The 21,201-nt window shown below is 50.0% G+C and carries 14 protein-coding genes; 2 read left to right on the top strand and 12 right to left on the bottom strand.

What is annotated here, in order from left to right; translation table 11 throughout:
- Positions 1-41: 41 nt before the first annotated feature.
- The 5 genes from N3Z11_RS03960 to nagK all read right to left on the bottom strand — a co-directional run bounded on the left by N3Z11_RS03960 (position 42) and on the right by nagK (position 5,943).
- On the bottom strand, positions 42-1,163 hold the full coding sequence (locus N3Z11_RS03960; protein WP_260655854.1) for an acyltransferase family protein: 1,122 nt from the start codon (positions 1,161-1,163) through the stop codon (positions 42-44).
- 136 nt (positions 1,164-1,299) lie between these two features.
- Positions 1,300-2,622 carry a sugar MFS transporter gene (locus N3Z11_RS03955; RefSeq protein WP_260655853.1) on the bottom strand — a complete coding sequence of 441 codons (1,323 nt, stop codon included), beginning with the start codon at positions 2,620-2,622 and terminating at the stop codon, positions 1,300-1,302.
- A 124-nt stretch (positions 2,623-2,746) separates the two neighbouring features.
- Positions 2,747-3,868 (bottom strand): N-acetylglucosamine-6-phosphate deacetylase, encoded by a 1,122-nt coding sequence (gene nagA / locus N3Z11_RS03950; protein WP_260655852.1) that lies wholly within the window; start codon positions 3,866-3,868, stop codon positions 2,747-2,749.
- A 98-nt stretch (positions 3,869-3,966) separates the two neighbouring features.
- Positions 3,967-4,965: a glucosamine-6-phosphate deaminase NagB-II gene (gene nagB-II / locus N3Z11_RS03945; protein WP_260655851.1), complete on the bottom strand. Its 999-nt coding sequence runs from the start codon at positions 4,963-4,965 to the stop codon at positions 3,967-3,969.
- Positions 4,966-5,022: 57 nt separating this feature from the next.
- The gene (nagK, locus tag N3Z11_RS03940) at positions 5,023-5,943 is read right to left on the bottom strand and encodes an N-acetylglucosamine kinase (protein WP_260655850.1); all 921 of its coding nucleotides are present in this window, start codon (positions 5,941-5,943) and stop codon (positions 5,023-5,025) included.
- A 325-nt stretch (positions 5,944-6,268) separates the two neighbouring features.
- Between nagK and N3Z11_RS03935 the strand changes: the two genes are divergently transcribed.
- Positions 6,269-8,878 carry a family 20 glycosylhydrolase gene (locus N3Z11_RS03935; RefSeq protein WP_260655849.1) on the top strand — a complete coding sequence of 870 codons (2,610 nt, stop codon included), beginning with the start codon at positions 6,269-6,271 and terminating at the stop codon, positions 8,876-8,878.
- Between the two features lie 213 nt (positions 8,879-9,091).
- Here N3Z11_RS03935 and N3Z11_RS03930 read toward each other — a convergent pair whose 3' ends face one another.
- The 5 genes from N3Z11_RS03930 to N3Z11_RS03910 form a co-directional block, all read right to left on the bottom strand.
- Complete coding sequence (locus N3Z11_RS03930; RefSeq protein WP_260655848.1) at positions 9,092-10,174, bottom strand: Gfo/Idh/MocA family protein; 1,083 nt, start codon at positions 10,172-10,174, stop codon at positions 9,092-9,094.
- 2 nt (positions 10,175-10,176) lie between these two features.
- Positions 10,177-11,007 (bottom strand): transporter substrate-binding domain-containing protein, encoded by an 831-nt coding sequence (locus N3Z11_RS03925; RefSeq protein ID WP_260655847.1) that lies wholly within the window; start codon positions 11,005-11,007, stop codon positions 10,177-10,179.
- Between the two features lie 309 nt (positions 11,008-11,316).
- Positions 11,317-11,538, bottom strand: a complete 222-nt coding sequence (locus N3Z11_RS03920; protein WP_260655846.1) for a hypothetical protein — start codon at positions 11,536-11,538, stop codon at positions 11,317-11,319.
- A gap of 23 nt (positions 11,539-11,561) precedes the next feature.
- Positions 11,562-12,590, bottom strand: coding sequence for a cupin-like domain-containing protein (locus tag N3Z11_RS03915; protein ID WP_260655845.1), 1,029 nt, complete (start codon positions 12,588-12,590; stop codon positions 11,562-11,564).
- 140 nt (positions 12,591-12,730) lie between these two features.
- Positions 12,731-15,427 (bottom strand): TonB-dependent receptor, encoded by a 2,697-nt coding sequence (locus N3Z11_RS03910; protein ID WP_260655844.1) that lies wholly within the window; start codon positions 15,425-15,427, stop codon positions 12,731-12,733.
- Positions 15,428-15,892: 465 nt separating this feature from the next.
- Here N3Z11_RS03910 and N3Z11_RS03905 point away from each other — a divergent pair, with 465 nt between their 5' ends.
- Positions 15,893-16,921 carry a LacI family DNA-binding transcriptional regulator gene (locus N3Z11_RS03905; RefSeq protein WP_260655843.1) on the top strand — a complete coding sequence of 343 codons (1,029 nt, stop codon included), beginning with the start codon at positions 15,893-15,895 and terminating at the stop codon, positions 16,919-16,921.
- Between the two features lie 144 nt (positions 16,922-17,065).
- On the opposite strand, the gene N3Z11_RS03900 is transcribed toward N3Z11_RS03905, so the two are convergent.
- Positions 17,066-18,316, bottom strand: a complete 1,251-nt coding sequence (locus tag N3Z11_RS03900) for a DUF819 domain-containing protein (RefSeq protein ID WP_260655842.1) — start codon at positions 18,314-18,316, stop codon at positions 17,066-17,068.
- A gap of 376 nt (positions 18,317-18,692) precedes the next feature.
- On the bottom strand, positions 18,693-20,876 hold the full coding sequence (locus tag N3Z11_RS03895; protein WP_260655841.1) for a TonB-dependent siderophore receptor: 2,184 nt from the start codon (positions 20,874-20,876) through the stop codon (positions 18,693-18,695).
- Between the last annotated feature and the right edge of the window lie 325 nt (positions 20,877-21,201).

Here is a 21,201-nt window from a genome sequence, read left to right as displayed (position 1 = left end):
ACACTCAGTAAAAAGGCGCTTTAAAAGCGCCTTTTGCTTGGTTAAATTTTGATAAAAATCTGCCTGCGGTATAACCCATAAGCAATCAGCCAGAATAAACCAACATGCAATAACGCAAACAGCAACGATGCCGGTTTATCGGCGAGCACTGTTTGCAACTGCTGATACAACCATTGGTAGGCAGAAATATCAACATTGCCGCTGGCACCTTCAGCCACCTGCCACACCAATACTTTGCTAAGCAGCACTGTCCAGCACCAGGATAAAATGTAAATAAACAAAGGGTTAGAGCCATAAACCCGCAGTGGTTCACAAATTGCCCGATAACAGCGGATATCCACCAACCAGACCATCAACGCCAACAGCCATAACAACAAGCCGGTGCTTTGCAGCACATAACTGCCTGTCCATAAAGCTTTATTCACCGGCCAAAATAACGCTGTGAACTGCGCCAATACCAACATCAGCACGCCCACCGCCAATAACCACAACATACCGGCTTTGGGCTGACGTTTGCTGAGCTCCCCCGCCACCCAATAACCGAGCAGCACATTGACCACAGCGCCTAAAGTGCTGAGTAAACCTTCGGGGTCAAAGGGCATGCCAAACCCCTGATATAACCTGTGTTCACCCAATACAGCACGGTCAACTACACCGGCAATATTGCCTGACAAGCTGTAAGGCTCAGTGCCGAGCTGCAATAAGCCCCAATAAAACCCTAACAGCAAAGCCGACAATAACGGCATGCCATACTGCTGCTGAGCGCCCGTAAAAAAAGGTTTTAACGCCAGCACCAATAAAGCCGCCACACCATAACAAAGGGCAATACGCTGCAATACCCCCATCAGCCGCATCTGGCTTAAATCCGGTGTCCATAAAAAATTCAGGCCAAGACCCAGCACAAACATCAGCAAGGTACGGCGCAACACTTTTTGTATTGAAGCCGCCCCCCACTGCTGGTTTTTCAGCGCAAAAAACATCGCCGCGCCCACCACAAATAAAAAACCCGGAAATACCAGATCAGCAAAGGTAAAACCATGCCATTTGGCATGTAACAAAGGGCTGTACACTGCCGACCAGGAGCCTGGTGTATTCACCAGAATCATCAGCGCCAGAATTAAACCGCGCAGGGCGTCCAGCGCAACAAAACGTGTGGTGGCCATTACATCTTCTCTTTTCTAAACATGAGGCTAAAGCTGGTTTTAACAAAGCTGGCGTGAACAAAACAGTGCCAAAGCAGCCAGCTTTAAATACAACAACGCCAGTGAAAACACTGGCGTTGTTGTGCCGACAAAAATGTTACCACTGGCGGATTTTATGGCCTTTAAAAGCATAAAACAGGATAAAAGCATAACAAGGCAACATCACCCAATACGCCAGCTGACTATCGCCTGAGCTATGGGCAAAATAACCGTACACCAGCGGCAACAGCGCGCCACCTGCTATGCCCATAATGAGTAATGCCGAGGCTGTGGCAGTAAATTTACCTAAACCATCCAGCGCCAGAGGCCAGACTGCAGGCCACACCAGCGCATTGGCAAAACCTAACATGGCAAGATACAGCACAGTGTCGGGCACTGTTGGAATACCAGTCCAGCCAAATAACAGCTCTGCTATGGCATGGCTGTCGCTGGAGCCAAACATCACCCCTAAAGTGAACAACAAACCAAAAATGGCCGAGCCTTGTAAAGCGCGCGCTTGGGACAGATATTTTGGAATACAGCTGACCCCAACCAGATAACCCAGCACCATAAAGGCCATGGTATAAGAAGTTAAAGTACCAAAATTTGCCACTTGCAGGTTCTGACCATATAAACCAATGGTGTCACCGGCAATGACTTCCACGCCAACATAAAAAAACAACGCCACCACGCCAAGCACCAGCTGCGGAAATTGCAACACTGAGGTCTGAGGCTGGGTTTTAACATCGCCCATCATCGTTTCTTCCAGATCCGGCTCCGGCAGCGGCGAAAATTTTACAAAAGCCATTAACGCCACCAGAGCGGCTGTCATGTAGATATAAGGTTGCACCAGACGATTCGATAACTCAGCAATACGGCTGGCTTTTTCTTCGGCCGTTAAAGCAGCTAAAGCTTCAGGGGTAAACTGGTCCATGCCGGTTAAAATTAAGGCGGTAAATACCAGCGGCACCACAATACCGGCGCCTTTATTCACCAGGCCCATACAGCTGATGCGCATGGCGGCACTTTCACGCGGGCCAATACAAACAATGTAAGGGTTAGAGGCCGTCTGCAAAATAGTAAGACCAGTGCCGAGCGTAAACAAAGCTATTAAAAACAACGCATAATAGCTACTTTGTGCCGCCGGAATAAAGAGCACTGCCCCCACCGCCATAATGCCAAGTCCTGCCACCATGCCGTTTTTATAACCAATACGGTTCAGCACCATCGACATCGGAATAGCCATCACTACATAAGCGATATAAAAAGCAAAAGTCACTAACAGCGCCTGAAACTCATTGAGATCACAGACAATTTTTAAAAAGGGTATTAATGAGCCGTTTAGCCAGGTGACAAAGCCAAACACAAAAAATAAGGTCCCGATGATTAGCATCGGCAACACTGTGCTTCGGCTCTGCACTTTGTTTATCGCCATTTCCATATCTACCTCTGTTGTTTGTTGCGGTCAGAGATCCGGTCGCCTTTGCAGGTGCCGGACTTTTTGTTGTTAATGTTGTTTATGCTTTTGATATTTATAAATATTTTTTACTGCAGACAGCAACAGCTTATAGCTGCGGCTGGCCTGAAATCCAGCATTGTTGCACTTTACCTTGCTCATCCAGCAGCACCAGATCAGCACGGTAACCCGGTGCAATACGCCCCATTTGCTGTGCTTTACCAATACACTGCGCCGGATACAAAGACGCCATCCGTAGCGCTTCACCCTGCGCCACACCCAGCTCAGTGACGGCATAGTGCACTGCCCCCGCCATATCCAGCACTGAACCTGCCAGCTGACCGGTTTCGATGGTGAGTTTATTGCCATCCCGAAACACCTTGCCGTCAAAAAAGGCAAATTCGGTGTCGGTAGTGCCCACAGGCGACATCGCATCTGTCACCAGCAGCAATTTACCGCGCGGTTTAGCACAGAGCGCCAGTTTGGCCGCCAGCGGATGAACATGATGACCATCGAGAATAATGCCACACCAGGCGTCAGCACTTGCCAAAGCAGCACCCACCATACCGGGTTCACGCGAGGTGAGCGGTGACATGGCGTTATATAAATGAGTAAAACCACAGGCGCCGGCCTTCAACGCGGCATTCACAGTGGCAGCATCGGCATTGGAATGGCCGAGAAACACCAGCACACCAAGCTCCACCAACTGACGGATTTGGGCAGTGCTGACATGCTCAGGCGCCACTGTCACTAACTTCACGCCCAGGTCGGTGCGGCGGTATATAGCGAGCTCTGCCTCAGTTAAAGGCCGGATATGCTGCTCTGGATGCACACCTTTTTTCGGCAGTGACAAATGCGGGCCTTCAAAATGTACCCCCAATACCCCAGGCTCGTTGTTGGCAATAGCCTGCGCTATCACGTCAGCGGCCTGTTGCATCACGGCAACTGAGTCGGTGATCACAGTTGGCAATAAAGCTGTACTGCCAAAACCGGCGTGTGCGCGCACCATGGTGCGAAGTGTGTTTAAAGTAGGTGCTGTATTAAACAAAGCGCCGCCGCCGCCATTGACCTGAATATCAATAAAACCGGGGGCCAGCGTCAGGGGTAATACAGCTTGAGCATCAGCGGCTGTGATATCCGCAATATGGCCATCGATGATGCTTAACTGCACATTGTGCAGCCAGTCTTCACCGTCAAACAGCTTTGCCACCGCCAGATGTTGTATTGTCACTTGTTACCTACCTGCATGTTAAAACTGGCAGCCACCGCAAGGCTGCCCCAAGTTTTACTGTTGTTGTTTTTGCTACCAGTTGCTGTGTGAGCAGCACATCACACTGTTTTGGTGACTTTATTTAAACCCGGTGGTGCGTCCGGATTCACACCACGGCTGCGCGCCACTGCTTCCACATCCAGATAAAAACGCTGTAATACCAAAAGTGGCAACACCCTTGGATGAGAAGTTAAAGCACCATGATTTAACTGCACCACGGCGGCGCCACGGTTTTGCACTTCAGTAACCTGAGCTTTATGTGCTGCCAGCGCTTCGTCGGCAACAGATACATCAATAATGGCAAACTGGTCTTTGACTAAAGTCACAGGGCCATGCAAAAACTCGGCACTGGAAAAAGCTTCGGCATGAATGCCACAGACTTCTTTCAGTTTTAACGCTATTTCGCGCGCTATGGCATAACCAGGGCCACGACCCAGTACCACACCATGTTTTACTGTGGCCACAGATGCCGGTGTTAACTGCGCCGGTAACTGCTGCGCCTGCTCTAATAAAGCCGGTAAAGATTCCACCGCCGCCAATAACTGCGGCTGTGCCGACCATAGGGCCACCAGTTGTAACAAGGCACTTAAAGTTGCCAGATAGCTTTTAGTTGCAGCAACAGCTTTTTCCGGTCCGACAAAAAGTGGCACCACAGCATCAGCTTGTTCGGCCAGCGGTGAGCTGGTGTCGTTCACCAAAGCCACCACATAAGCACCGGCCGCTTTGGCCATTTCAACCTGTGCCAGAATATCCGGGCTTCGGCCCGACTGCGAAATCACCAGCACCAGCGCGTCCTGCAATTGCAGCTGTTTGTGATACACGCTGGCAATAGAAGGTGCTGCAGCGACCACAGGTAAACCCAGTTCTATTTCAATCAGATATTTGGCAAAAACCCCGGCGTGATCGGACGAACCGCGGCCCACCATATAAACATACTTTGGCGCACGCTTGCCAATTTGCTGCACTATGGTGGTTATGGTGCTGCTGTTGGCGGCCAGCTGTTCACGGATTCGTTGTGGGGCTTCGGCGGCTTCCTGCGCCATAATGGTACTGTTCATCTGCTACTCACTTCTGTTTCAGGCTTAGATTTCAGGATTCTGTTTTAGGGCTCTGCTTTAAGACTGAGCCGCCACTGCGGCAGTTAATAAAGCTTGTTGCTGCCGGGCAAACCAGACGGCACCATATTCAGGCGCGGCCAGTGCCGGCGTTAAAGCCTGCTGTACTTTGCTATCGAGATAAGGCACCAGCTTATAAGCCAGGCCACCTATCATCGAAAAGCGCGGCGGCGACAGTTCAAATAACTTCAGCGCAATTTCATTAATAAAAGCGGCACCCTGCGCCACTATGGCAAGAGCTGTCGCGTCTCCCTGCTCGGCAGCACTAAACACCAAAGGTGCATATCTGGCGTACACTGTGGGGGTGGCGTGCATAAAGTGACTGACGATATCCAGGCTGTTGCTGACACAAAGCTCCTGACACAACAGACTGGACAATAAAGTGGAGGGTTCCAACCCATCCTGCTGCAACAGCGCATGATGCACCAGCTGCATGCCAAACCAGGCGCCGCTGCCGTTGTCACCATAAGGAAAACCATGACCACCAATATCCAGCAGGCGGCCTTTGACATCGGCCAGGCCACAAGAGCCGGTGCCGGCAATAATCACAGCACCGTCGCCGCCGTTATGGGCGCCAATACAGGCAATATGCAAATCCGTGGTCAGATAAAAAGCCGCAAATGGATGTTTCCACTCGGAAAATAACCGGAAATATTGCGGCATATTGACACCGGCCAAACCCGCACCTGCGATCAGACGCGACATATCGTTAAAGGTCATACCGGCAGCGGTCAGCGCTTGTTGGGTGGCCGTTAAAATAGAATCAGTGGCGATTTTCATGCCCCGCAGCGGATTGGCCGGCCCGCCCAGGCCTTCACCCAGCAGCTGATTATCAGCATTGACGATCACCACCCGGCACTTGCTGCCGCCACCATCAATGCCAAGATACAATGGCCCCTGCTGCCCTGAACTTATTGTCATCCGCCCAACCTCGTTACGTCATGCAGGGTTGCCCCTGTGCTGCCGGTGTTTTTGCTTGCATTTTAATGTTGAAAAAATGTACATTAAGCAAAATTGACAGCGTTGTCATTTTTCAGGTTCAGCATATAATAATTTTGACAAATAACAAGACCCTTGTTTAAAAATCAAACTGAAATTTGTCACAAAACAAAGGGCATGAACAAATAACTGACTAAATTCAGTAGCTTAGAATTACAAATTGGCGCATTGTTGTGTTCTGGCCAGCGCTTACAAAAAACAATTACAGCCGGTATTGCAGACCGGCCATTGTCACAGGGGAAGTCCAATGAATATCAAGCTGAGACGTCTGGCAACTTTGCTGCTGTTATCGGCCTGCCCACCACTGGCGGCGACAAACTTTCAGCAACAATCACAGTTGCACAGCTTTGCCAGCCAAAGCCGGCTTGAATTTGCCGTGGTCAGCAACTTTGTCAGCAACACCGGCACCACAGGCAGGCTCAAACTCAGCAATTTATCGCAACTGCCCCTTGGCGCCGGCCCCGGCAACTGGCAAATTTACCTGCACTCTATCCGCAAACTAAGCGCTGCCGAACAATTTGGTTTGCAGCTCGAACATGTGCAAGGGGATTTACACCGCCTGAGCGCCAGCCACAATTTTGCCGGCCTACAGCCGGGTAAAACCGTGGAAATTCAATACAGTGGCAATGCGCATATGGTGAGTTATACCGACTTTATGCCCAGGGCATTTATTGTTGCCTCATCGCTCAAACCGGAAATTTTTGCCAATACCAATACCGAAGAGCTAAGCCGTTTTGTTGCGCCTTTTCACAGGCCGGAACAACTGCTGCGTTATCAGCAGCCTGAGCCGGATCTGCACCCTATTGCCAATGCAACCAGCCGTTATCAGCAGAACCTGGTGGTGAACGCCGGTTCTGTTGACACTCAGGCGCTGCAGGACAAAATTCTGCCAAGCCCACGCGAGGTGAGTTATCAGCGTGGTCGTACTGAACTGAATGCACAGTGGCAAATTGTGTATCAGGGCCGGCTGGCGGGCGAAGCGGGTTATTTACAGCAACAGCTCAAAGACAAAGGTTTAACGCTGCAAAGTCAGGCTGGGGTAAACGAACAACTGCAGCAAAAAATCGTGCTGCTGGTGGACGCCAAAGTAGAGAGTAGCGAAGGTTATCAGCTGCAGATCAACGATAACAGCATTGTGATCCGCGGCCACGACAATGCCGGCGCTTTTTATGGTGTTCAGTCGTTACTCAGCTTGTTACCGGCCAGCATCAGCGCACAGAAATACCCGCTGCCACAACTGACGGCCAACGACAGCCCAAGGTTTGCCTGGCGCGGCATGCATTACGATATGGCGCGTAATTTCCACGGTAAAGCCGTGACATTGCGGCTGATTGAACAAATGGCGCGGTATAAGCTGAATAAACTGCATCTGCATCTGACCGAAGACGAAGGCTGGCGGCTGGAAATTCCTGGTTTGCCGGAACTCACCGATATTGGCGCCCACCGCTGCTTTGATTTAACCGAACAACGTTGCCTGCTCACCCAGCTCGGCACGGGGCCGCACCGCACAGGCTCCGGCAATGGTTATTACAGCAAACAGGATTTTATTGAAATTTTAAAATTTGCCGCTGCCCGTCATATTGAAGTGATCCCGGAAATTGATATGCCAGCCCATGCCAGAGCTGCGGTCAAAGCCATGGAAGCGCGTTATCATCGCCTGAAAAAACAAGGGGATGAAGCAGCAGCCCGGCAATATTTATTGTCGGATTTGGCAGACAAATCCAGTTATCTGACAGTGCAAAACTACAACGACAACTCAGTGAATGTCTGCCTCGACTCCAGTTACGCCTTTATTGATAAAGTGGTGTATGAGCTGTCGCAAATGTACCGCGAAGCGGGTTTGAGTCTGTCGACTTATCATATGGGCGGTGACGAAGTAGGCGCAGGTAGCTGGCAAGGTTCACCGGCCTGTCAGGCACTGATTGCCAAAGGTTTGCCTGGTGTAGCAGGCGTTGCCGATTTAAAACCTTATTTTGTCGGCAAAGTTGCGGCTATTTTGCAGCAACGGCAGCTGGCTTTGGCCGGTTGGGAAGATGGTCTGATGTACGACCCCATCAATCCTTTTAACCGCGCTTTATTTGCCAATAAAACAGTGATTGCCAACGTCTGGGACAATATCTGGGAATGGGGTGTGGGTGACAGAGCTTATCGTCTGGCCAATGCCGGATATCAGGTGGTGTTATCACACGGTACCCATTTGTATTTTGACCATCCAAATGAAGCCCACCCGGAAGAACGTGGTTATTATTGGGCCACCCGCTACACAGATGCCGCCCGGGTATTTGCTTATGCGCCTGCTGATTTATACGCCAATGCCGACCGCACCCGCACTGGCCGCGCTATTGATGATTTGGAAGCATTGCTCGGCCGCGCTTTGCCAACACTGCAAAAACCGGAAAATATCATTGGTATGCAAGGCCAGCTTTGGTCTGAAACAGTGCGCACTGCAGAGCAACTGGAGCAAATGATATACCCCAGGTTATTGCCACTGGCCGAACGCGCCTGGCATCAAGCCAGCTGGGAAGGCAAAAAAGCTGAGCAAAAACGCCGCGACAGCGACTGGCAACAGTTTGCCAGAGTGATGACCAAACGCGAGCTGCCGAAACTGGATAAAGCCGGTGTGGCTTATTATCTGCCGCCACCTGGCGCCACACTTAACGGCGACTTGCTGCTGGCCAATGTGGCTTACCCCGGCCTTGCCATTGAATACAGTCTGGATCAGGGCCAAAGCTGGTTAGCCTACCCGGCCAATGGCGAAGGGGTTCGGGTTAAAAGCCCGGCACTGAGTCAGGGCAAGGTACTGCTGCGCACCAAATCTGTTAGCGGCAAGGTCAGCAGAATAACTGAAACTGAATAATTGCAGCCGCAGATAAAGCGGCAGCTGCCTGCTTGCCTGCTTGCCTGCTTGCCGCGCCTACAGATTAAAAACAATACCGCCAGCAAAGCCAGGCTTTGCTGGCGGTATTTTCTTTGCGTCGTTGTCTGGCAGGAGATTGCTCTGGAGCATTTGCAGCGTGGGCGCTGTCTGGACGAATTTTTGCGCTGACTTTTACAGCGACTTCAATAGCGGTTAGTTAGCGATGGCGTTTTGTAAAATCTGCTCCATCACCAGAGTGGCGTGCATGGCCGTTTCACCGCTGGACGGATGCGGCTCACCTGAGCTTAGCTGACGCGCCATATTTGCCACATGATGCAGCTGAATATGGGCCGGATTGTCGATAAAACTTTCAGTACGCCCGGTTGCTGTGGTCAGCACCAGCGGCGCTTCGGCAAATACCGAAAATTCAATCCGACCGGCACTGCCGATAATTTCGACCTGGTCGCGCCGCTCAAAAGCAGCAAAGTTCCAGTAACCAGAGCCGGTGGCATCAGGCACAGCGTTATCATCTGCACCTTCAACCCCAGCGCCTGCAGCACCGATGGCAAAACGCCAGCAGGCGCTAACCGCATCTTCGGCCTGATACAAACCCTGCTGATTCAGGGCAATACCTTTGGCATCAACAATATCACCCAGCAAATACGCAAACAAATCCAGACCATGACTGGCTAAGTCTACAAAATAACCCCCGCCGGCTTTGGCAGGATCGGTGCGCCAATTGGCCTGCCCTGCCACATCTGCCGCATTCGGCGGCCGGCTGAAACTCCAGTGTAAATGTCGCACTGTGCCAATAGCGCCCTGCTGCAACCAATCTTTCACTTGTAAAAACCGCGGTAATGAGCGGCGATAATAAGCCACAAACAAAGGTTTGCCGGCTTTGGCAAAAGCGGCATTCATCTGTTTACATTCTGCGCTATTGAGCGCCATCGGCTTTTCCACACAACAAATTTTGCCGGCGGCGGCCACTTTCAGCGCATAAAACAAATGACTGTCAGGCGGCGTGGCAATATAAACGGCGTCTACTTCAGGATGGTTGATTAATAAGTCGGCATCGCTGAACCAAAGCGGCACCTGATGGCGGCGGGCATAATCTTCGGCTTTGGCGGCATCACGGCGCATGACGGCTTGCAATACAAAACCAGGCACCTGCTGATAAGCCGGGCCACTTTTGACTTCGGTCACAGCACCACAACCAATAATGCCCCAGCGCAGTGGCTGACCTGTGCCGGGTCTCAGGTGCTGTTCTGTGTTGCTGCTGATTATCTGATTTGTCATGGTCATTTTGCGCTTAGTGTGAATGCGCCAGGTTCAGTTTGTAACGGGCAATCGCTGGTCTGCAATTCACTGTCGCTAAAACCACGTTTTTGATTAAATTTAAGTGTGACACCCAGCTGCTGCTGCCATTTTTTCGCAATAGCCGCTGGTTTTTTGCTTTGACTCCAGCGTTGATAATCCTGTTGCAGCTGCTGGTACAGCTTTGCATCTGAGCCTGGCGACAAGGCCAGGTAATTTTCGGCACATTGCAGGCGCAGCGCTATTTTTAATTTGGCATGTTCACCCGTTTGATTCAGGTGCATCTGCGCTTCCAAATCGGTAGAAACCCAAAGATGTGCTCTGTCACGCAATAGCATCAACACGCCCTGGTGATAATCACCCACTTCCAGGATCTCAATACCTTGCTGCTTTAACTGCTCGCTAAACCAGCCACCTCGTAAACCAACAATCACCAGCTTTTTTTGTCGTATCTCAGCAAGACTGGTTAAAGTGGTGAATTCGTCCTGTAGGGTATAAAACGCCAGCTGCCGGGTTGAAACAGGACCAATATATTGAAACCCCTGCGCCAGCCGCTGTTTGGTTTTACCCATGGTAAACAGCAGCACATTGGGTGTGGTTCTGGCAATTTCAAAAGCGCGCGGCCAGGGCATCACTTCGATATCCGGTTGTTTGGGTGCCAGCAAGTCTTTCACTACATCCACCGTCAGACCAACAAACTGCTGCTCTGTGGTGTAGTTGTAAGGCATTTTTTCACTGCTGATCAGCCTCAGTTCAGTGGCTGCCGCCACAGTGACGGAACAACACAACAACATCATCAGAAAAAAAGACTGCATAACTTACCCGGATCATTGTTCAGCAATACAACTCCAGCCCTGAAAAGCGCAATTAAAGCGGCTCTGTTCCCGTACCTGGTTGCACTACAAAGGGTGACTTTGTGATCAGTATATGCAGCAGCAGACCCTGGCACCAGCACTTATCACGATGACGGCAGCTTGTGCTCCTTGCACAAAGCTTATAAAACTCCTGCGCACCGCAAATAAAAAAACAGGACGCTGATAACAGCATCCTGATAAAGACCCTTGGATAAGGATTTGGCAAATAACAGGTCACATCCATGTGCGCTGGTGGATAATTATTACCAACTACCAATAATAATCATCTGCAACAGGGAGATCAGCAACCAGCCCCAGCACGCCGGTTCCTGCGGGTAAACAAAATGCGCTGTCAGAAAAAACATTGCACCCTGCAACAACCACCTCGGCACTGATGCTAGCAATAAATGACAACGTTGTCATTATGTTTTTTGTAGTTTTTTTACGCAATTTAACCTGCGGCAAACCTGTGCCGGAACTGGCCGGTAACATGCCTGCACATCCCGATCCCGGTTTTAATGGCCGGGAACCTGCTTAGTCAGTTCCTGTAATAGCCAGGTGCAGATGGCCTGCTGATCCTTGCTGTTCACTTCGCGCTGAATGGCTGGTGTATTGGCTGGAATATGGGCAAAATTGCCGGCATCTTCATGAAACACAAAATAATTAAACAATGCCTGCCACTGGCTGCGCTCGGTATTGCTGCAGCCGTTCAGCGCAACCAGAGCATGTAACAAGGCGTTATAAGGGGAGACGGCGTTGGCATCAGAGCCAACAGAGCCACCCCACCAATAATTCACCAGCAGATTAAAAGCAGTAGTGGCCTGCACCTGATGCCACCACAGCGCCGGCAAAAACAGCACATCTCCAGGCTCCAGCGTGGCTTGCTGCGCTGCTTCCAGTGCTTTGGCATAACGCGGAAAACGTTGAAAGTCGGGCGATAGTATATCCACCAGGCTCACCGGCGCCCCTGTGGGTGCACTTTGCAAAGGCCCTATATACAGATTTACCGCCTGCTCAGGCGGAAACAGCGTAAAAGTGCGGCGGCCTGACAGCACACAAGCCAGGTTGTTACTGTGGTCAAAATGTGCCGGCACTATGGTTTGATTGCCGATCCAGACCCGCCCTACCACATCGGGCGACAGGCCCGGCATTGGATTGTGCCGGCTAAAATCCGGCAAACAACTGTCGAGCCTGGCGCTTTGTAACGCAATACGTACTGCATCGGGTTGCTGCATCTGTCGCAGCAGTTGTTTAAGCACCGCCCACACCGGATAACGGCGCCGTTCAAAATTAAACTGCTGTAAGTCAGCGCCGGCATAACCCACTTTGCCCTGGGTGTCAGCCGCCAGCAACAGGGTGTCCATTTCGTTGTTGTTGTCTAAAGGATGCAGATATTGTGTCAGCGCCGCCGGCCCTTGCCTGGATGCCTGAAGCGCCGGCCAGTGCTCAACCCAGCCGGTTAATACTGCAGGCTGGCCTTGTGCTATCAGCGCATCAAAGTCAAAACCCGGGGCTTTTGTGTTGATTCTGGCGATTTGCTGCATTGTTGTGTTTATCCTTTATTTGTCCTGCCCTGATGAAAGTCAATGACCCACTTAAGCATGTCAGAGCGGAAAAAGCCGATAAAAAAAGAGCTTATACCGAAGCATAAGCTCTTTTAAATAAAGCGGTTAGCTTAAATGGCTCAGAATGCCATCCGCACACCTAACACATAACGGCGGCCGTTCTGATACAAAGAGAACAGACGGTTTTTGTCGGTGTTAAACTCAACCACTTCTTCGTTGGTCAGGTTCACTGCTTCTGCCGTTAAGGTCACAGACTCAGTCAGGTTATAACCAAAGCTGGCATCCAGCTGGCCGTAATCGTCGTTCCAAATCTCAGAACCACTCCAGTGCAGGCCTTTGTACCAATCGGTGCGGAAGTTATACATCAGACGGGCACTGTAAGTGTCATCTTCATAATAACCGCTGAGGTTCACCATATGCTTGGACGTGCCTTCCACCAGACCTGAACCCGGTTTTAAGATATCTCTGGTTTCATCCCGATCCGCTTCGGTGTAGGTGTAGTTGGCCATCACACCAAACTGACCAAAACTTTGCTGATAACTCAGTTCCATACCGCTGGTGGTGCCGCCAGGACCATTGTCAGGACGGGTGAAAGTTACATCCACCATGGTATTGCCCTGCTCCCAGAAACGCTCATCCACAAAGGTGCTGAAACCACGGTAGCTCTTTACATCTTTAAAGAAGTAAGTGGCAGCCAGAATAGATGAAGGGTTGAAGTACCACTCGTAGCTCAGGTCAAATTGATCCACTAGCTGCGGTTTTAACATTGGGTTGTTGGCCACACCTGTTGGGTTAGACACATTCAGTGAACCGTAGCTTGAGGATGAAGAAACATCGTTCCAGTTCTGACGAGCCATCACCCGAGCAGCACCTACCCGCATAATAGTGTCTTCAGATAAATCAAAAGCCACGTTAATGCTTGGCAGCACTTCGCTGTAGTCGTTGTCCACTTCTTTCCAGTTCAGCAGCGTTGGTTTTAACCAGGCGCGATCCAGAGTGTGGAAACCCCAGTAGTCGGTACCGCTATGCTCCCAACCACCTGAAGTCTGGGCTGTGTCGACATAACGAACGCCGATGTTGCCGCGGAATCCTTCACCGGAAAAATCACCCTGCACATACAGTGCGGTAATGTCTTCTTCCACTGCCCAGTTTTCATCCAGTACCCGTGAACGGGCATAATCGGCTGGCACACCGTTCAGGCCAACAAAAGCAATTTCTTCCATTCTGTTGCGATCATGCAGTACCTGATTGGCCAGGGAACCATTCACCAGACCATCGACATTCACCGTACCTGTAGTCAGGCCACATTTGGTTAAATCAGAGCACTGGTCAAAAATGTATTGCAGATACACAGGCCATGACGGCGCTTTAGACGGATCTTTTAACGTATTAGGACCATGCCAGCTGTAGGCGATACGGTCCTGGGTGCGCTCGGCCTGACGCAACTTCACGCCGGTTTTCACGCTGTTAAACACACCGGCATCCACCGGAATTTCAAAATCAAGCTGAGCATAGGTTTCTTCATCTGTGGTTGGTTTTTCACCACCCCAGATCCAGCCAGGGCTGAACTTGCTGCCATCAGCGCCGCTGACCGCAGTATTGACTGTTGGCTTACCACCTCTTAAATCAAAATCGTAGCCTGAAGCTGTGTTGATATATTCCCATGAGGTTTCACGTAAAGTGCCGCCTTCAGCGTCGGTGCGGCCAAGCTGACCATGCACTTTAAAGTTGCCGGCATCATAGTTGATGTCCAGATCAACAGATTGGGTTTCAGTGGATGCCACCCGGTTGATAAAGTTGTAACCAATCTGGCCTGCCGCCACTTTGCCAGCCAGCAGCGCATTGTCGACAACAGCTTTGTTAGTCACTTTATTAGCAACCACGTCGTTGCCGGTCCACACCAGATAGTTGGCGTTGTGGTTGTCGGCATCCACTTTGGATTTCAGCACATTCAGTGTCATTTCCAGCGCATCTGTTGGCCGCGCCTGGAAAGAGACAAAACCGGTTTCACGTTCACGTTTTTGCACAAAACGTGGCACGCCCATCAAACCAGGGTAAGACACACCATCGGCGCCCACCGGCCATGACAATACTTCAAAACCTTCACGCACCAGGTTGCGGTCCTGTTTCAGCGCAGAAACCAGCACACCATAACGCTCGTCGTCGGTTTTCCAGGAATACATAGCACCTAATTGCGGATCAGTTTTGTCTGATAAATCAGAGTATTGACCTTCAATTGACAGGTTCAGGCTGTTGGCATCCATATCGAGCGGACGGCGGGTTTTCAGGATCACGGTACCACCGATAGAACCTTCATCAATACGGGCTTCCGGTGATTTGTAAACTTCCAGATCGCGTACCAGCGCTGATGGCAGCATGGTGTAGTTAAAGCTGCGGCCCGGATTGTCCAGAATAAACCAGTCAGCAGTGGCAACGGTCTGACCATTTAATAAAGTACGGTTAGTTGCAGAGCTGGCACCGCGGACAGTAATTTTTTCACCTTCACCAAATTCACGGCTCACACCCACACCAGTGATACGTGACAGCGATTCAGCGACGTTTTTATCAGGGAATTTGCCAATATCTTCTGCCGTTACCACATCAACGATAGAGTCACTAAAACGTTTGGCATTTAAGTTTGCTTGCTGTGAAGCGCGGATACCACGAATTTCAATCACTTCGACTTGTTGTTCTTTGGCACCGGCTGGTTTTGCGTTGGCTTGCTGAGCCAGGGCTGGCATTGATAATGCCGCAGCTCCCACCACTAAACCGAGCTTAACTGCCAATGCACATTTATTCATTTTAGTGTGCGACATGAGCTTCTCCCATTCCTGTTTTTTTTGATCTTGTGCGATGAATTTTTTTGTCCTGCAATGACAGCGTTGTCATTAAAATTCAACATACACAAAAAAATTTTGATTTGCAAACCCCTTTCGCTGAAATTTTAGCCGCATTTTTGTAAACGCCGGCCTGGCCGGAAAATAAATTTGCCGGCCTTTCATCGTGGTAAATTTCTACATAACGCCAACAATTAAATATAAGTTATTGTAAAATTAGCAATTAATAGCAAAGCTTGTTTATGACTGCTTTGGGTTGGTTATTTTTTGATAAATAAACAATTGCCGTTTAGACAAAAACGATGTATCCATTTACTCAAATTCAGTTACAAATTGACCACCGCTGTCATTTATAACCAAATTCCTGGCCCCGGGCTCTGATAACAACTTTATATTCAGCCAATTACACGGGACCAGACCAGAAATTCTGCTTAGGGTAAAGCGATGAAAGTAACTATTAATGACGTTGCCAGGCTGGCCGGCGTTTCGATTAAAACAGTGTCCAGGGTGATGAATAACGAGCCTTCGGTCAAAAAGGCCACCCAGGAGAAAGTGTCAGCGGCTATCAGCGAGCTGAACTATCAGCCCAATGCGGCTGCCCGCAATCTGGCCGGCACCCGCTCTTATAGCATCGGTTATATCTACGACAACCCAAACGCTTATTATGTCATTGATATGCAAAGAGGTTTGTTGGAAGCCTGCCGTAAACACGGTTACGAGTTGCTAATTCACCCCACCAACGCCAAGTCGGCGCAGATAGTGCAGGAAGTGATAGATTTAGTGCAGCACGCCCGGCTGGCGGGTTTAGTGTTAACCCCACCCTTTTCTGAAATGCCGGAAATTGCCGAAGCGCTGGAGCGGATTGGCGTTGATTTTGTGAGGATTATTTCCGGCTCCACCCCATCGCCCAAGCTGACCAACTGTGTGCTGGTGGACGACTTTACCGCCGCTTTTAAAATTACCAATCATTTGCTGGAACTGGGCCATACCGACATTGCATTTTTATGTGGTGATGAAGAGCACAGCTCCAGCGGTGAACGTCTGGCCGGTTTTAAAGCCGCTTTAACCAAAAGGGGCATCACCCCCAACCCGAAATATATAGTGCCGGGCAGTTATTCCTTTGAATCCGGGGTAAAAGGTGCCAAATATTTACTGGAGCTGGTGCATAAACCCACCGCCATTTTTGCCTGTAACGACGAAATTGCCGCCGGTGCTTTATTTAGTGCGCGTTTATCGCAGGTAGAAATTCCGCAGCAACTCTCTATTGTGGGATTTGAAAACAGCCCTTTCTCGCGCCAAACCTGGCCACCACTGACCACAGCGCATCAGCCCAACAGCACCATCGCTATGCAGGCGGCAGAACTCTTGTTCCGCCGAAGCCGTCCGGGCCAGCAACAGGGTATTTCTGCCGAACAACCGGTGTTTATTCCGGAGCTGCTGGTGCGCGAATCCACTGCCGCTTGCCCGGCCTGAGCCGCTGCCTGCAATGAGCTTTGCCGTATGACGCGACAAGCTGCAGCTAAAAAACCACCGCCATAAGTTGTGGTTTTAAATTGACAATAAAAAAAGCCCTGAGCACTGCTCAGGGCTTTTTTATTCAGCTCGGCAATAGCCGGGTTAAGGCGAAACTGCCTGCATCATCATGGCCGCAATATAAGCACCATAAGTACCCAGCGCATAACCTAATACCGCCAGCAATACACCCACAGGTGCTAAAGACGGGTGAAAAGCCGACGCCACCACAGGCGCCGAAGCGGCACCGCCAATATTGGCCTGACTGCCCACTGCCATAAAAAATACCGGCGCTTTAATTAACCGGGTTACCAGCAATAACAAACCGGCGTGGATGCTGATCCAGACAATACCCACCAGGAACATCACCGGATAATCCATCACTGCGGTCACATCCATATGCATACCAATGGTGGCCACCAGAATATAAATAAACACCGAACCCACTTTAGAAGCACCAACCGCTTCCATTTCACGAGCTTTGGTCATCGATAACAATAAGCCGATAGTAGTGGCGATCACCACCAACCAGAAAAAGCTGCTGGTTAAACTGTACATGGCAAGTTCTGGTGCATGGGTTTCAATCCAGGGCGCAATCCAGTTGGCTAATAAATGGGACAAACCGGCAGCACCAAAACCTATGGCCACCAAACGCATTAAATCGCTGGTGGTTGGGTTTTTGGAGTTTTCCGCCTGATACTTTTCAATTTTTGCTTTGAGAACTTCAATACCTGAGGTATCTGCACCATTGGCTTTATCCAGCCGCGCAGCATTGGCCGCCATCCATAACAACACAGCTGTCCAGATATTGGCCACCAGCACGTCAACTGTGATCATCACTGAAAAAATATCGCCACCCACGCCAAACACTTCTTTCATTGCGGCCTGGTTGGCGCTACCACCAATCCAACTGCCGGCAACAGTCGACATACCACGCCAGGCAGCATTGGCACCTTCACCACCCAGTTGTTCCGGGAAAAACTGACCCACAGTAAAGAGTGCAATAGGAGCGCCAATCACCACACCGGCTGTACCTGTTAAAAACAGGATCAATGCCTTAGGGCCAAGGCCAAGAATGGCTTTAAAATCAATGCTTAAAGTTAATAACACCAAACAAACCGGCAATAAATAACGCGACGCCATTTTGTACAGCTCAGACTTTTCGCCATCAATAATGCCAAAGCTGTTAAATAACGCCGGAATGAAATAACACAGCAGAATGGAAGGCACATAACGATAAAACTTCTGCCAGCCCGGATGGCTGCTGTGACTGGTATGAAACACAAAACCGAGGATCAGGGCGAGTAACCCCAGCACCACGGCATCGTTGGTAATTAAAGCGGTTGATTCTGACATCAGAATATCCCCAGGAACTGATTGGTTGATGCAGATTTCCGGCAAGTACAACAGGAAAACTTAAGAACCTACCTCAAAAACAACAATGAAGTGATGGTAACAGCAGTTTATTCGCGGCCGTATTGCCAGGGAAACCCAAGAACTATTTTTCTCGTTTGCCCGCAATCTAGCATAGATATTGGCGTCGGCAAAGCTGGCCTGTAGTTTTGGCGGGTCAGAGCCCATTTTTTGCCGATAAGCACCAAAACAAACAACGAACTTTGGCAAAAGCTGCCACAATTTGCTGTGAATTTATAACAGCTGCCGAAAAATAACGCAGTCAGAGAATGCGACCCCAGCCACTCGCTGCCGGGGTCGCTGTGATAAAACAGCAATATCAGAACTGGTAACTTACGCCTAATCTATAGTTGGCGGGCGCACCGTAATAAGCCTGAGCCCAATACAGGCTGTTCAGGTACTTTTCATCAGTCAGGTTGTCGGCATTCAGCTGAATTTGCCACTGGCTGTTGACGTCATAACTGGCCATCAAGCCAAGCAAACCATAAGCGTCCTGCCGGGTGACAATATCCTGACCGGCATTGGCATAAATGGCGGCAACTTTGCCCTGCACCCGCGAAATATCATCCTGCCAGCGGTAGTTCACCCCAACAGTTAAACCGGGCAGTTGTGGCAGCTGATACACAGCAGAAAGTTTCATCGTGCGCTTAGGTGTATAAGCTTCCACCAGTTTGTCACCGTCAATATTCAGCTGCACCAGCGACGCTGACAACTGCAATTGTTCGGTCACTGCACCAGCCAGTTCCAGCTCCACACCGCTGCTGCTAATTTCTTCAGCGGTTTTATAAGCTTTAAATAAACCGGCCACAGGATCGACGATATCTTTGTCAAACACCGCCATGTTTTGTTGCTGAATGTCAAACACCGCCAGCGATAACAACGCTTTATCGGCAAATAAATCTGCTTTCACGCCAAACTCCATCGTTTTGCCCTGCACCGGCTTTAGCAACTGCCGGTTGGCATCCCGTTCGTTTTGCGGCAGGAAAATAGCGGTATGGCTGCTGTACAGGCTGATATCGCTGGTTAAGTCATACACAGCGCCGACATAAGGCACGGCTTTTTTATCTTCAGTGCTTTGATCCACGCCATAAGATAAACCTGCCACTTCGGCTTTGATCCAACGGGCTCCTGTAATAAGTTTCAGGCTGTCAGCCAAATCCCAGCGCACAGCACTGTATGCCGACTGTTGTTTGGCATTGACGTCACTGCCACTTTGGCCATCTTTAAACACAGGTTTGGCTGTGTTGCCATTCCAGACTGCCGGGGCTGGCATAGCCGGAAAACCCGCGCCAGTGCTGAAGTCATATAAAGAAATATCAGTGTAATCCCGGTCGCTGATATTCAAACCAGCCACCAGCTCATGCTGCCGGCCTGCCAGATCAAATTTGCCTTGCAGGTACAAATCAGCCAGCTGGGTTTGCTCTTCTTTGCCGTAAAAACTGCCATAACCTGTGGTGCCAAGGCCGGTGACAGGGTCTATGCCATTGGCGCCACTCACATACACATAAAACAAATCACCCTGCTGGTCGATTTGCATCAGCTGATAGCTGGCGGTTAACGCCCAGTTGTCGTTCAGTTTGTGCTGCAGCTCGACAAAAGAGCGGTGATCTTTCACCTGCCAGTAAGACCAGTCAGCCGAAGTGCTGGCAGAACGGCTGTATTCAATAGCTTCGCCATTGCCATAAAACAGATTTAATGCACCCCACATGCCGCCTTTGCCTTCACTGTGCTGACCGCTATGGCCAAACACCACAGTGCTGTTGTCGCTAAGCTCTGCGTCTACCACCAGATAACCTAAAGTTTTGTCGTGAGCATAACGGTCCAGATAAGAGTTTTTATCCTGCTTCACCGCCACAGCGCGGGCTGCTAAACCTTCGCCTAATTCACCCTGCACATCAGCGTCCAGCCGCTGGTCTTGCCAGGAGCCATAACTGAATTGTGTTTTTGCGGCAAATTCACGGCCTGGTCTTTTGCGCACCATGTTTACCGTTGCCGACGGATTACCGACGCCCGACATTAAGCCGTTGGCGCCGCGCACCACTTCCACCTGCTGATAAATGGCGGTGTCTAAATCACCTTCAATACCACCACCGGTAAAAGGCAAACCTAAGCCGTCGACCTGAAAGTTCGTAATGTCAAAACCACGGGCTTTGTAATAAGTGCGATCGGTTTCTATCCGCTCAACCTGCACACCTGTTGCCTGATCCAGCGCCAGATTGATATTGGACAAGGCAAAGTCGGTCAGCTGCTCAGTACTGATAATGCTGATGGCCTGTGGTGTTTCTTTTACCGTTAAATCCAGTTTGGTGGCACTGCTGTTTTCATCCACCAGATAACCCTGATTCAGCGCTCTTCCGGTCACTTCAATACGCTCAACAGCGCTGTTGTCCATCACACTGCTGTTCATCACAACGTTGTCTACAGCATTTTCCGCCGCGGCCAGGCCGCTTAATAACAAAGGTGACAATAAAAACAACGAGGGAACCTGGTTTAGTCTGGACATTTTTTAACTCTCAATATGCTGCAAATAAGAATTATTATCACATGCGTTTTTAGCAAAAATGAACCAATTTTTTTCTTCATAAACCTAATGCATTGATAAATAACACAATATAATTACCCATCAAAGGTATATAAACGCTAATTACTCTCATATGCGTTTGAGTTTTATTTTGGTTTGCAGTAAAGTGCCGCCCATCCCCCTGGCAGAACCGGCACTGTTGCCAGGTTTTAGTGATGCCTGCAAAGCAGAAGCAGAAGCAGAAGCAGAAGCAGAAGCAGAAGCAGAAGCAGAAGCAGAAGCAGAAGCAGAAGCAGAAGCAGAAGCA

This window comes from Rheinheimera sp. 4Y26 (genome assembly GCF_025245835.1).
GTDB lineage: Bacteria > Pseudomonadota > Gammaproteobacteria > Enterobacterales > Alteromonadaceae > Pararheinheimera.
The sequence above is the reverse complement of the archived record's forward strand: the minus strand, read 5'-3'. Positions and strand labels throughout refer to the sequence as shown.